Here is a 12,396-nt window from a genome sequence, read left to right as displayed (position 1 = left end):
TTGCTGTTACTTACTCAACAGGCGGCGCACGTCGATCCCTCTATCTTCAGCTACCTGCTCAAAGGTGCGCATCCGCCGCAGTGCGTCAATGGTGGCGCGGGCGTTGTTGAGGGGGTTGCTGGATCCCAGTTGCTTAGCCAGGCTGTTGCGCACGCCCGCCAGCTCCAGAACAGTGCGCACCGCTCCCCCGGCGATGACCCCTGTGCCAGGAGCTGCCGGCATCACCAGAACAGTGGCTCCACCGCCTGATCCCCGCATGGGATGGGGCACAGACAACCCTTTGGTGAGGGGCACTTCGATTAGGTGCTTTTTGCCATCTACAACTCCTTTGCGCACAGCCCCGATGACGTCGTTGGCTTTGCCCACGCCAACTCCCACCTGGCCGCGCTCATTGCCCACCACCACCACGGCCCGGAAGCTCAGCTTTTTGCCGCCCTTAACGACTTTGGTGACGCGCCGGATCTGGATGACCCGCTCCTGCCACTCGCTAGTCTGCTCTTCGCGGCTCTTTTTGCTTCTGCGACGTTCTCTTTGCTCAGCCATATGCCATCTCCTCAGGGCCTAGAACTGTAAGCCTGCTTCGCGGGCGGCTTCCGCCAGGGCCTGAACGCGCCCGTGGTAGAGCTTGCCGCCGCGGTCGAAAACCACTTGAGAAATGCCTGCCTGTAAGGCCCGCTGGGCGACGGAGCGCCCCACCATGGCGGCAGCCTCTCGGGTGGCCGTGCCAATGTCCTTGAAGGCTTCCCGCAGCTCCCTGTCCAGAGTGGAGGCAGAGGCCAAAGTGTGCTGGGCTACATCGTCGATCACCTGGGCATAGATGTGCCGATGGGAGCGAAACACAGCCAAACGGGGCCGCTCGGGTGTCCCGAAGACCTTGCGGCGAATGCGGCGATGGCGACGTTGGGTGGCAGCTTTGCGAGTGATTTTCATAGCTACTTCTTGGCCTTCCCGGATTTACCTGCTTTGCGACGAACCTGTTCCCCTACATAGCGAATCCCTTTGCCCTTGTAGGGCTCTGGCGGGCGGACGGCCCGAATCCGCGCCGCCGTGTTGCCCACCAGCTCTTTGTCGATACCTGAGACGACGATGACGTTGTTGCCCTCAACCGCAATTTGGATCCCTGGCGGGAACGGGATCTCCACTGGGTGGCTGTAGCCAACGTTCAAGATTAACTTGTTGCCCTGGGTGGAAGCCCGGTAGCCCACACCCACCAATTCCAGCCTGCGCTCAAAGCCCTTAGATACACCATCCACCATGTTGGCGACCAAGGTGCGGCAGAGGCCGTGCAGTTGGCGGGCCGGGCGAGACTCGTTGACCCGGCTGACCTTGAGCGTCTGGGCTTCTTGATGCACCGCAATCAAGGGGGGCAAACTGCGAGACAGTTGTCCCTTCGGGCCTTTTACCGAGATCTGCTGGCCCTCGATCTGAACCTCTACCTTGGCAGGAAGGGTGATGGGCCGCTTGCCGATACGAGACATGGGGCAACTCCTGACAAGAGAACAACTCATCAATAGACATAGCAGAGCACTTCGCCGCCGATGCCCTGTTTGCGAGCCTCCCGATCGGTCATGATGCCGTTGGAAGTAGAGATGATGGCAATCCCAATTCCGCCCAATACGCGGGGCAGCTCTTTGTGGCTGCGGTAAACCCGCAGGCCCGGTCGACTCACCCGCTTCAGGCCGTTGATGATGGGCCTGCAGTTGCGCCCTTTGCCTTTATACTTCAACCGCAACACAAGCTGAGCGTGGATCCCTTCTCCCTCTTCCTTCCAGTCGCTCACGAAACCTTCCTCATGAAGAACGCGAGCGATGCTGCGGGTCATGCGTGTGGCCGGAACCGCCACCGATTCATGCCGAGCCATGGTGGCATTGCGAATGCGGGTGAGCATGTCGGCGATCGTGTCGTTGGTGTGGGCCATGGGTGGGTCGGTGCTCCTCGGAAGATCGATCAAGTCGAGACAATTCGAGATGGGCAAACCTTAAGAGGCAAAGGGCATGCCAAACTCTTTGAGCAGGGCACGGCCCTCTTCGTCGGTTTCGGCCGTGGTCACAATGGAGATGTCCATACCTCTAATCTGGTCTACAGAGTCGTAGTTGATTTCGGGGAAGATCAGTTGCTCGCGAATACCAAGGGTGTAGTTGCCCCGCCCATCAAAAGATTTGGGGCTGACGCCGCGGAAGTCGCGGATACGAGGGAGGGCAATGTTGATCAGCCGATCCAAAAACGCATACATACGCTCCCGCCGCAGGGTCACCATCAGGCCGACCGGCATGCCCTTGCGGATTTTGAAACTGGCAATCGCCTTTTTGGCGCGGGTAATCACCGGGCGCTGGCCCGTGATGGCGCTGATCTCGGCGATGGAAGATTCCAGGGCCTTGGCGTTTTGGGAAGCATCTCCCAGGCCGCGGTTGATCACGATCTTTTCCAGACGCGGCACCTGATGGATGTTGGTGTAGCCCAACTCTTTTTGCAGCTTAGGAGCGATGACGGTGTTGTAGAGGATTTGCAGACGTTGGGGCATGGTGGATTCTCCTTGCGGCTCTGGGCTGGGTCAGAGCCAGGCCAGTCTTGAAAAGGGAGTCTTAGTCGAGGATCTCGCCGGTTTTCTTGAGGACACGGACTTTGCGGCCATCGGCAGTGATTTGATAGCCAATACGGCTGGCCACTTCCTGTTTCTTGGAATAAAGCATCACCTTGCAGGCGTGGATCGGGGCTTCTTTGGTCTCGATCCGACCACTTTCGCCTTCCCGTTGCGGCTTGCGGTGGGAGGTGACGATGTTTACCCCTTCCACCAAGACCATGTTGCGCTCGGGAAAAACCTGCAGCACCTCGCCGATTTTGCCTTTGTCATCGCCGGAGATTACCTGGACGGTATCTCCCTTTTTGATGCGCATTTTGTAGCGTAGGCTGTTGCGGTGCTTGCGAACGCCAGTCTGCCGAATCAGCCGTCGAATTTGGCTGGGCTTGAGGGGACGAACCATTACAGAACCTCCGGGGCAAGGGAGATGATCTTGGTGAAGTTTTTCTCCCGCAGCTCGCGGGCTACAGGGCCGAAAACGCGGGTTCCGCGAGGGTTGCCGTCGTTGTTAATGATGACGGCAGCGTTGTCGTCGAAGCGGATACACATGCCGTCGGGGCGGCGTACCGTATCGACGGTGCGGATGACTACAGCTTTGACGACGTCGGACTTTTTGACAGGCATATTGGGTAGGGCGTCTTTGACAACGCCGACGATCACATCCCCCAGGCTGGCGTAGCGACGGCCACTGCTGCCCAGGACGCGGATGCACATCAGCTTGCGGGCGCCAGTGTTGTCGGCTACCGTTAACATGGTTTGCTGCTGAATCATAGTTTCTTCACCTCCCGAATGATTTCGGTCACTCGCCAACGCTTGGTGCGGCTGAGGGGACGGGTTTCCGTAATGCGCACCAGATCCCCTTCTTGACAGCGGTTCTCTTCGTCGTGGGCCTTAAACTTTTTGGTTTTGACGACGATTTTGCCGTACTTGGGGTGGGCAACCCGGTTTTCCACGGCAACGACCACTGTCTTTTGCATCTTGTTGCTGACGACAACGCCGATCTTTTCGCGAGCAGGCATTACTCCTCCTTCTGGGTCTGAGTTGAGGACAAGGACTTGTTGCGCTTGCGCTCTGACTCAACGGTCAGCAGTTGGGCCAGCTTGTGTTTGCGCAGGCGAATGAGATGGGGCTGGTTCAACTGCCGCGTAGCCTGCTGCAAACGCAGCTCAAACAGCTCTTTCTTGACGGCGTAGATCTCCTGGCTCAATTCTTCGTCGGATAGGGCGCGAGCGTCGGCAATTTTAGGCATGGGCATGGCTCAACTCTCCTCCCTTAGATAGCGCTGGCTGCTACTTCTGTTGTTTCTGGAGCTGCTTTCTGAGCAGGTTCCGACTCCTCAAAGTTAGCCTTGGTAACAAACTTAACTTTGATCGGCAGCTTTTGGGCGGCAAGGCGCATCGCCTCTCGGGCCGTGGCTTCAGGAACTCCCCCCATTTCAAAGAGGACGCGGCCCGGCTTGACGACGCAAACCCAGTATTCGGGGTTGCCTTTGCCGGATCCCATGCGGGTTTCAGCAGGCCGTTGGGTAACGGGCTTGTCGGGAAAGATGCGGATCCAGATCTGGCCTCCCCGCCGGACGTAGCGGGTCATGGCCCGACGGCTTGCCTCGATCTGCCGCGCGGTGATCCAGGCGGGTTCTAGAGCCACAAGGCCGTATTCCCCAAAGTTGATGCGGTTGCCGCGGGTCGCTTTGCCTTTCATGCGCCCGCGCTGTTGCTTGCGGTATTTGGTTCGTTTGGGGCTTAACATGGCCGTTCCTTAAATCAACTGCGATAGGGATCCCTGGACTCTCGGGTGCTGGCCCTCAGGCTTCCACTGCTGAGCGGTCTTCAAAGGTGGGCCGCCGCCGCTGCTGCCGACGCTTGGGCTGTTGCAGGGGAGCCTTTTGTTCGGGACGTTCCTGCCCGGGGAGAACTTCCCCTTTGAAAACCCAAACCTTGACACCAATGACACCAAAGGTGGTCTGGGCGATGTGGTCGGCATAGTCGATATCTGCCCGCAGGGTGTGCAAAGGGATCCGCCCTTCCCGTGTCCATTCGGTGCGGGCGATCTCGGCTCCGTTCAGCCGCCCGGCAATTTGAATTTTGATCCCTTGCACCCCCGCCCGCTGGGCCCGCTGGATGACCTGGCGCACGATGCGGCGAAAGGCAATCCGCCGCTCCAACTGCTGGGCGATGTTTTCTGCCAGCAAAACAGCCTCGGCATCGGCACGGGTGACCTCGACTACGTTGATGCGAATGGTTCGCTCGGGGCTACCGTGCAAGCTCAGCTCTTTCTGCAGGCCCTGGCGCAGGGCGTCGAGGCCGGATCCCCCTCGACCAACCACCACTCCAGGGCGAGCGGCTCGGATCTCGAGGTCGATCTGATCCGCTTTGCGTTCAATTTGAATGTCGGCCAGGCCGGCGCTGCTCAACTGCTTGGTCAGGTAGGCGCGGATGAGATCGTCCTCTCGCAGCAGGGCTGGGTAGCGAGCTGGATCGGCAAACCAGCGGCTGCGATGTTCCTTGATGACGCCGAGTCGGAAACCGGTGGGGTGAATCTTCTGTCCCATGGTGGTGTCGGTTGAGAGGTAAAGTCTGGGAATACAGGCGTTTAGGAGGCCGTCGCCGCTTCAGGTTCTATGGGCCGGACGGCAATGGTAATGTGGCAGGTGCGCTTGCGGATTGGGTAGGCCCGACCTTGGGCGCGGGGGCGAAATCGCTTCAGCGTCGGCCCCTGGTCAGCGTAGGCCTTGCTGATAACCAGATCCCGAGGATCCAGGCCGTTGTTGTGTTCGGCATTGGCCACCGCTGAGCGCAGCACCTTGCGAACCGGCTCACAGGCAGCATAGGGCATGAACTCCAACAGGATCAGGGCATCCGCATAGGTGCGCCCTCGGATCTGGTTCAACACGCGCCGCACCTTATAGGGGGACATGCGGATGTAGCGAGCTACCGCTTTGATTTCGGGGGATGGATCGGCCATGGCGCTCTCCTCGCTTATTCCCTCTTCTGTTTGTGGCTGAACTTAACGGCGGGCGGCTTTTTTGTCACTGCCCGCGTGGCCGCGAAAAGTACGGGTAGGGACGAACTCCCCCAGCTTGTGGCCTACCATCTGATCGGTGATGTAGATGGGCACGTGCTGCTTGCCGTTGTGCACGGCGATGGTGTGGCCAATCATGACAGGCAGGATGGTGCTGGCCCGCGACCAGGTTTTGATCATGTGCTTCTCGTTGCGCTCGTTCATCTTCTCGATTTTGAGAAGCAGCTTGGCATCGACAAAAGGGCCTTTTTTGAGTGAACGTCCCATAGCAACCTCAACAGTCTGGCAAGCTGGTAAGGGTCGAAAGAAAAAGAAGATTCAGGGGCGCAGCAGATGGCCGGACTCTTATTGAGCGGCCCTCCCGCCCTTGTCCCGGCGGCCGCCACGACGGCGACCGCGCACGATGAACTTGTTGCTGGGTTTGTTGCGTTTGCGGGTTTTGTAGCCCAGGGTGGGCTTGCCCCAGGGGGTGACAGGGGTGCTGCGGCCGATGGGGGCTTTTCCTTCCCCACCGCCGTGGGGGTGATCTACAGGGTTCATCACCGAGCCGCGCACGTGGGGACGGCGACCTAGCCAGCGGCTGCGCCCCGCTTTGCCGAGGCTGAGGTTGCTGTGGTCAACATTTCCCACTTGGCCGATGGTGGCGTAGCACTCGCCTCGGATCATGCGGACTTCGCCAGAGGGCAGCTTAAGGGAGACATACTTGCCCTCTTTGGCCACCACTTGGGCGCCAGCCCCGGCGGCGCGAACGATTTGCCCACCGCGGCCGGGATACAGCTCCACGTTATGAACCACCGTCCCCAGCGGGATCCGCTCCAGGGGCATGGCGTTGCCAAGCTCAAAGGGGGCATCGGGCCCCGCCATAATGGTGGCCCCCACCTCGAGGTTGCGGGGAGCGAGGATGTATCGCTTCTCGCCATCTTCGTATTCCACCAAGCAGATGCGAGCGCTGCGGTTGGGATCGTACTCGATAGTCTTGACGGTGGCCGGGATCCCGTGCTTGTCGCGGCGGAAGTCGATGATGCGGTAGAGCCGCTTGTGGCCGCCGCCCCGGTGGCGGCAGGTGATGACGCCGCGGTTGTTGCGCCCTTTTTTGCGGTGGATGAATTGCAGCAGCGACTTCTCCGGCCTGGGCCGCTTGCCGTTCTCGTCCCGCGACAGCTCCTCGAAGTCGGAGACAGTCATGTGACGGGTGCTGGGGGTATAGGGTCGGAAGGTACGAATACCCATGGCTCAAGGGGGGTGAAGGACGGTCGGAAAGGGGGGGTTGGTTAGGTGTCGGGGAAGAGGGTGATGGAGTCACCTTCGGCCAGGGTTACCACAGCTCGCTTGGGACGGCTGCGATAGCCGACAGAGCGGCCTACCCGCCGCTGCTTTCGGGGCAGCTTGAGGGTGTTGACGGAGGTGACCCGCACCCCAAACATCTCCTCAACGGCAGCTCGGATGAGCGGCTTGGTGGCAGTGGGCATCACCTCAAAGACGTATTTGCGCTGTTCCATCAGGGCAGTTGCCTTTTCGGTGATGACGGGACGCAACAGGACATCAGCCAGGATCCGCTTGCTCTCAGTCATCGTCTTCCTCCTCTGCTGCGGCTGTTTCGGCCTCCTCTACGGCTGGCGGCTGGGCAATGGGCTCTGCTTCTTGGGCTAGTTCTGCTTGTCCTTGAACTTCTCGCTCTTGTTCTGGGGCCAGCTCTTCTTCCTGGGTTTCCTGAACTTGTGGATTTGCTAGAGCTACTTGATCAGATTGATCAGCTTGCGCCTGTGGATCCTCTGGCTGGGCTTGAGCTTCCGTTTGCTCTTCTTGCCCTTGGCTTTGACCTTCGACTTGCTGAGCTTCTTGCTTTGCGGCCTGAGCCTGATCTTCAAGGCGATCGGCTGGGGTTGGAGCTGCTGCTGCCGCGCCGGATCCCCAGCGGGCCTTGAGCTTCTCCAGGGCAGAGGTGGTGATCAGCACCCAATCGACGTTGAGCAGATCAAAGACGTTGAGCTGATCCAGGCCGATCAGCTTGACGCGGGCGATGTTGCGCACGGCCCGCTCGACAACTTCCGAGCGTTCGGCGACGATGAGCAGTGCCGACTGATCCTCCATCACCCCCCAGCGCAGCAGAGCTTGGGCCACGGCGCGAGTCTTGGGCGGGTTGAGCTGATCCTGGAAATCTTCCACCACGATCAGATCCTCCACCCGGCTTTGCAGGGCAGTGCGCAGAGCCAGTTGCCGCTCTTTGCGGTTCATGGCCAGGTTGTACTCCCGCTTGCGGGGGCCAAAGATCACCCCACCCTTGCGCCAAAGGGGGGAGCGAATGGAGCCGGCGCGGGCTCGGCCGGTGCCTTTTTGCCTCCAAGGCTTGCGACCGCCACCGCGCACCTCAGCCCGGGTCTTGGTGTGGGCGTTGCCTTGGCGGGCGTTGGTCATCTGCCGGCGAAGAGCCAGATAGAGAATGTGGGAGGCCGTTTCGGGACGGGCAACTTTGAGACTTAGCTCGGTGCTGCCCACCGTTTCCCCTTGCCAGTTTTTCACCACACAACTTGCCATGGTTTCCTCGTCTTTGTGGATGCTGGTCAGCCTTTGCCAGGGATCCCTTTCCTAGCGTTTGTTACCCACCTGCTTGGCAGGGGTAATCTCCAGCAGCCCCCCTTCCACGCCGGGCACACAGCCCTTGATGATCAGCAAGTTCCGCTCCGGATCCACCTGCACCAGCTGCAGTTTGCGAATGGTGACGCGGCAACCTCCCATCCGACCCGCCATGCGTAGCCCCGGAAACACGCGGCCAGGCGTTGTGCCGGCGCCGACGGAACCCGGTCGGCGATGGTTCTTGGAGCCGTGGGACATAGGGCCGCGACCAAAGTGGTGCCGCTTCTGGTAGCCGGCAAACCCCCGTCCGATGGAAGTGCCCGCCACATCCAGCAGCTGGCCCGGAGAGAAGATCTCGACGGTGATCTTTTGCCCCAACTGGTAGGCCTCTGGCTGTTCGACCCGGAACTCGCGCAGGTGGCGCAGCAGCTCCGTCACCCCCGCTTTGCTCAGGTGGCCCCGCTGGGCTCGCGTGAGGTGCTTTTCGGTGGTGGGCCAGTAGCCCAACTGCACGGCGTTGTAGCCATCTGTGGCTTGAGTCTTGATCTGGGTCACCGTGCAAGGCCCCGCCTGCACGACGGTAACCGGAATGGCCAACCCTTCCGGAGAGAAGATCTGGGTCATGCCGACTTTTCTTCCAAGGATGCCAAGCGCCACGAGAACCTCCCCTCGAGCCTCTACAACTTGCTTTTATCAGCTTGCAACGGCTCAATGAGCCGGATCCAGGCAGCAACGGCGCGGCAGCAGGAAGCTCAGGACTACCTGAGCCTGCCCGCTCAGGCGAAAAAGCAATGAAAAGGAATCTCTGGATCCCTGGCGGCCAAACAGCGCCAGCGGCGCTGTCCCCTCTGCTTAGTTCAGCCTCAAATCACACGCCAAACTGCTTTTAAAGACTGCTCAGACTTACCTGCAAAGAGGCAGTATCTGGTTTAGCAGTACGCTAGGTTGCCGAGAACCGTCGTCAGAGCGGGCGGACTTGATTGGCAACAGTAGTACATCATAGTGAGGTGAGGACCTGTTTGTCCAGATTTTGCCGAGAAAATGGCTCGGTTGGGGGGCAGCGACCGTGAAAGCCACTCTGGTGGGCGAAAAGAGCTATCGGCAGCAAGAGCCATCTCCTTTTAGGAGTGTGATGGGGTTAGCCGGCGGCGGGCTGACCCAGGCTTGTGTAGATCGCTACCTGGATTTGTTGCGGGCGGGATCCGAGCCGGGCCGGATCTTGTTTTTGGTGCGCAGCCAGCGGCAGGCAGAGGAGGTGTTGCGGCGCTTGCGGCAGCTCAGCTCGAGGTGGGTGGGGCCGTGGCGGATCGAGACGTTTTTGCAGCGGGTGGGACGCTCTTTGGCAGATCACTGGCCGCAGGTGTGCGAGCGGGTTCCTCAGTTGCCGCGCTCGTTTGAGCCGATTCCCTTGGCCAAGGATCTGACCCAATTTCTCTGTGGGCGAGCCTGTGCTTTGTGTCCGCGGCATGGGGAGGTCTTTGCCAATCTTGGGCTGGAGGAGTTCCAGATTTGGGATCAGATCAGCAGCGCTGCCTATATTGCGGGGGCTTCGGGTTTGGCGGCGGAAGCGGTGGGATCCCGGCTGGCGGCGGCCTGGCCGGCGGAGGGGGATCCGAGGCGGGCAGAGGCCTTGCAGGCGATGGGCTGCTGTGTGGGTCGGCTGTGGGAGGTGGGGTTGCGGCTGGGATCCCTGGATTTTGGCCTGCAAATCCGGCTGTTTGGCGAGCACATCCTGCCGCTGGCGGAGTTTTGGCAGGAGTGGGATCACCTGATCGTGGATCAGGCGGAGGACAGTTGCGGGGTGGCGCTGGAGTTTTACCGGCAAGGGCAAGCCCATCTGCAAAGCCAGTTTTTCAGCTACACCATCGGCGGCGGAGTCTCTTTGACAGGGATCCCGGAGGCCGTGGCTCGCTTTCTAATGGAAAACACCCAGGTTCAGCTTCTGGAGGGGAGCTACCGCGGCTCAGCCGGCATGATCCGCCTGGGACTGCAGATTGCACGGGTGCTAGATCCGCAGTTTGACCCTCCCCTAACGGAGCCTCTGGCAGAGAGGCTGCCAAGGGTGCAGGTGCTGGAGGGCGAGACCCAATTCGCGGCGGTGGAGGCGATGGTGGCCCAGATCCGGCAGCTTTTGGCGGCAGGGATCCCAGCTTCTCGCATCGCCGTCCTGCTGCCTCGCATGGATGCGGCGGTGAGCTTGAGCTTGCAGGAGCAGTTGGCGGAGGTTCCCGTCTTGCCGATCGCTCCCTTCCCTGCCCTGATCCGCTACCCACTGGTGCGGGCTTTGCTGACGGCGGCGGAAGTGGCTCATCCCGAGTGGGGAGCTTTTCCCACCTTGCCGGCCTGGCGACTGCTCCTGGGCAGGGTGTTGGATTTGGATCCCATCCGGGCGGCTTTGCTGGCCGAAGATACCCTTGACCCGGTAGGGCGTTCCCTGCGGCCCAAGACCGCCGTGCGACAGCCGGAGCGGGTGGGGTTTGCCAACCTGGAGCGCTACCAGAAGCTGCTGGATTGGCTGCGCAGCTACCGCGGCGGGCCCTCCTTGGCCGCTTTCTTCCAGCGGTTTTTCGCCGATCACCTAGCCCAGGGGATGGCTCTGCCCCAAGACCAAGAGCTGCTGCAAGCGCTGATCGAAGCGGCGCAACGGTTTCGCCGGGCCTTTCCTGCCGAAGGGGATCCCGCCTTTTTGGCCATGATCCGCTCGGGACAAACCCCCAGCAACAGCCGCTTCGAGCCCGACTATTCCCGCTACCTCGTGGTGGCGACGCCGGTGGCTTATATCAACTGGGGTTTGCAGGCGGATTATCAGTTCTGGTTCGACATCACCAATCCGCTTTGGTTCCGTTCTCTCTGGCGTGTGCTTTACAACAGCCGTGTGCTGACGCCGGAATGGGATGGGGAGGTTTTCGATGCGGCCCAAGACCTGCAGGCGCGTCAACAAATTCTGGCTCGCACACTGTTGAACCTCTGCTGCCGTACACGGCAAGGGCTGTGGCTGGTGCGCTCCACTTTTAATTACCGCGGCGAAGAGAACACTGGTATGTTAGATTATCTCGTTCTGAAAGCCGTGAAGGCTATGGCAACAGCCTGAGAGAAGAAACCCTGTACTTAAACTCCACTCCGGGTGAGAAAGAGCCCCAAGTGGCGCAACAGGGGCTTTCCAAACCGCCGTGAAGCGAGGACTGTACCAAACCGCGAAGGGGTGGCTAGTCAACGCGGGTGCCAATTCGCAAGGACTCTACCCCGCTGACACGAACAGCAAAGTAAGCAGAACCTCGGGGCTTTGGCTTAGGGAACTGTGCAGGGGTGTCTTGACAGCACTTTTGCAAGTCTGTTTGTGGACTGCGTAAGAATTGCCCAACTTTAGTCGGGGGAGTGTCAAGCCGCTGCCTGATTACCTGGATCCCGGTAGCCTTGAGGATCACGACTTTCTGGAAGTAGATAGCTCTACCCAACAGCGAGCGGGCCTCGAAGGCAATGTTTGAGCTAGAGCCTCCTGAATCTTCGCTCTATGGCAGCTTCATAGAAGCTTCACGGAGGCTGCGTTGAGGGCAGATAAAGCTATTTTTAGGCGAGAGCTATCTTGCGGAATCCGAAGCTTTATCTCCTCTTTATCTTGCCGGATTTGGGTTAGCCTTGGGTTGAGTTTCCTTAGGCCCTGCCTGATGGATCCCGCCACCTTTTTGGAGCGCTACGGGTTTGAGCTGGAGGGGCGGCCCGGCCAAGTGTGGGTGGAGGGCTGGGGCCAGCAGTTCCCGACCTCTTGGATCCCGGCGGCCCTGCTGGAAGCCCTCTACCAGGGGCGCTACAAGGCTGCCTCTGTAGAACAGATCCTCCGCCTCTGGCAGCGCCGCGGCGCTCCTCACCTCACCTTCCCCCTAGAAATCAGCCAATCCCTGTGGCGGGAACAACAGGAGCAGATCCGCTCCTTAGTCTCGACTACCGCCCGCTCTTTTGCTCGCCCTCCCTCACCGCTCCCAGCCCCGCTCAGGAGAGGATCTTCCTTCTCCGGAGAATCGGCCATTTCTCTCGACTTGTTGTTGAGTGAGCTGCAGGATCTCCCTCCCAAGCTGCGCCACCTGCTCGTCAAGCCACAGGCCCTCCAACCGGCTCGCACCGGTGAGGCGGAGCTCTTGGTAACTTTGGAGCTGCAGCAGACTGTTGCCGAGCCTCCCACTCCTACCCAGCCCTCCCAGGGAGAGCCCTGATCTGGACTTCCTTGC

Annotated in this window: 18 protein-coding genes and 1 pseudogene; 2 read left to right on the top strand and 17 right to left on the bottom strand. The window is 60.3% G+C overall.

What is annotated here, in order from left to right:
- Positions 1-6 precede the first annotated feature (6 nt).
- From rpsE to rplC, 17 genes and pseudogenes are all read right to left on the bottom strand, one after another.
- On the bottom strand, positions 7-543 hold the full coding sequence (rpsE, locus tag NW835_RS09765) for a 30S ribosomal protein S5 (protein WP_414363791.1): 537 nt from the start codon (positions 541-543) through the stop codon (positions 7-9).
- Positions 544-561: 18 nt separating this feature from the next.
- Positions 562-930, bottom strand: a complete 369-nt coding sequence (gene rplR, locus NW835_RS09760; protein WP_414363792.1) for a 50S ribosomal protein L18 — start codon at positions 928-930, stop codon at positions 562-564.
- Positions 931-932: 2 nt separating this feature from the next.
- Complete coding sequence (gene rplF, locus NW835_RS09755) at positions 933-1,478, bottom strand: 50S ribosomal protein L6 (protein WP_414363793.1); 546 nt, start codon at positions 1,476-1,478, stop codon at positions 933-935.
- 29 nt (positions 1,479-1,507) lie between these two features.
- Positions 1,508-1,918 carry a 30S ribosomal protein S8 gene (gene rpsH / locus NW835_RS09750; RefSeq protein WP_414363795.1) on the bottom strand — a complete coding sequence of 137 codons (411 nt, stop codon included), beginning with the start codon at positions 1,916-1,918 and terminating at the stop codon, positions 1,508-1,510.
- Positions 1,919-1,978: 60 nt separating this feature from the next.
- On the bottom strand, positions 1,979-2,521 hold the full coding sequence (gene rplE / locus NW835_RS09745) for a 50S ribosomal protein L5 (protein WP_414363796.1): 543 nt from the start codon (positions 2,519-2,521) through the stop codon (positions 1,979-1,981).
- Between the two features lie 61 nt (positions 2,522-2,582).
- The gene (gene rplX / locus NW835_RS09740) at positions 2,583-2,981 is read right to left on the bottom strand and encodes a 50S ribosomal protein L24 (protein WP_414415175.1); all 399 of its coding nucleotides are present in this window, start codon (positions 2,979-2,981) and stop codon (positions 2,583-2,585) included.
- A complete protein-coding gene (gene rplN, locus NW835_RS09735) occupies positions 2,981-3,349 on the bottom strand; it encodes a 50S ribosomal protein L14 (RefSeq protein WP_414363797.1) in 369 nt (122 codons plus the stop codon). Before rplN ends, rplX begins: the two co-directional genes overlap by 1 nt.
- Entirely contained in the window at positions 3,346-3,597 is a 252-nt protein-coding gene (rpsQ, locus tag NW835_RS09730) for a 30S ribosomal protein S17 (protein ID WP_414363798.1), read from the bottom strand. The genes rplN and rpsQ overlap by 4 nt, the downstream gene beginning before the upstream one ends.
- On the bottom strand, positions 3,597-3,833 hold the full coding sequence (rpmC, locus tag NW835_RS09725) for a 50S ribosomal protein L29 (protein ID WP_414370678.1): 237 nt from the start codon (positions 3,831-3,833) through the stop codon (positions 3,597-3,599). Before rpmC ends, rpsQ begins: the two co-directional genes overlap by 1 nt.
- A gap of 17 nt (positions 3,834-3,850) precedes the next feature.
- Positions 3,851-4,327 (bottom strand): 50S ribosomal protein L16, encoded by a 477-nt coding sequence (rplP, locus tag NW835_RS09720; RefSeq protein WP_414363800.1) that lies wholly within the window; start codon positions 4,325-4,327, stop codon positions 3,851-3,853.
- Between the two features lie 55 nt (positions 4,328-4,382).
- On the bottom strand, positions 4,383-5,129 hold the full coding sequence (rpsC, locus tag NW835_RS09715; protein ID WP_414415174.1) for a 30S ribosomal protein S3: 747 nt from the start codon (positions 5,127-5,129) through the stop codon (positions 4,383-4,385).
- 41 nt (positions 5,130-5,170) lie between these two features.
- Positions 5,171-5,542: a 50S ribosomal protein L22 gene (gene rplV, locus NW835_RS09710; RefSeq protein ID WP_011430042.1), complete on the bottom strand. Its 372-nt coding sequence runs from the start codon at positions 5,540-5,542 to the stop codon at positions 5,171-5,173.
- A 42-nt stretch (positions 5,543-5,584) separates the two neighbouring features.
- Positions 5,585-5,866, bottom strand: coding sequence for a 30S ribosomal protein S19 (gene rpsS / locus NW835_RS09705; RefSeq protein ID WP_011430043.1), 282 nt, complete (start codon positions 5,864-5,866; stop codon positions 5,585-5,587).
- Between the two features lie 78 nt (positions 5,867-5,944).
- Positions 5,945-6,829, bottom strand: a complete 885-nt coding sequence (gene rplB, locus NW835_RS09700) for a 50S ribosomal protein L2 (protein ID WP_414363802.1) — start codon at positions 6,827-6,829, stop codon at positions 5,945-5,947.
- 41 nt (positions 6,830-6,870) lie between these two features.
- Positions 6,871-7,170 (bottom strand): 50S ribosomal protein L23, encoded by a 300-nt coding sequence (locus NW835_RS09695; RefSeq protein ID WP_414363803.1) that lies wholly within the window; start codon positions 7,168-7,170, stop codon positions 6,871-6,873.
- 334 nt (positions 7,171-7,504) lie between these two features.
- Positions 7,505-8,134, bottom strand: a pseudogene (gene rplD, locus NW835_RS09690) (50S ribosomal protein L4); the annotation flags it as partial.
- A gap of 51 nt (positions 8,135-8,185) precedes the next feature.
- Positions 8,186-8,830 (bottom strand): 50S ribosomal protein L3, encoded by a 645-nt coding sequence (gene rplC, locus NW835_RS09685; RefSeq protein ID WP_414363804.1) that lies wholly within the window; start codon positions 8,828-8,830, stop codon positions 8,186-8,188.
- A 475-nt stretch (positions 8,831-9,305) separates the two neighbouring features.
- Here rplC and NW835_RS09680 point away from each other — a divergent pair, with 475 nt between their 5' ends.
- Positions 9,306-11,264: a hypothetical protein gene (locus NW835_RS09680; RefSeq protein WP_414415173.1), complete on the top strand. Its 1,959-nt coding sequence runs from the start codon at positions 9,306-9,308 to the stop codon at positions 11,262-11,264.
- Positions 11,265-11,814: 550 nt separating this feature from the next.
- Positions 11,815-12,381 (top strand): hypothetical protein, encoded by a 567-nt coding sequence (locus tag NW835_RS09675; protein WP_414415172.1) that lies wholly within the window; start codon positions 11,815-11,817, stop codon positions 12,379-12,381.
- Positions 12,382-12,396: the final 15 nt, after the last annotated feature.

The sequence above is a fragment of the Synechococcus sp. OH2 genome (genome assembly GCF_047462155.1).
GTDB lineage: Bacteria > Cyanobacteriota > Cyanobacteriia > Thermostichales > Thermostichaceae > Thermostichus.
Note: the sequence above shows the minus strand (reverse complement) of the source record. Positions and strands in the feature narration are given on the sequence as shown.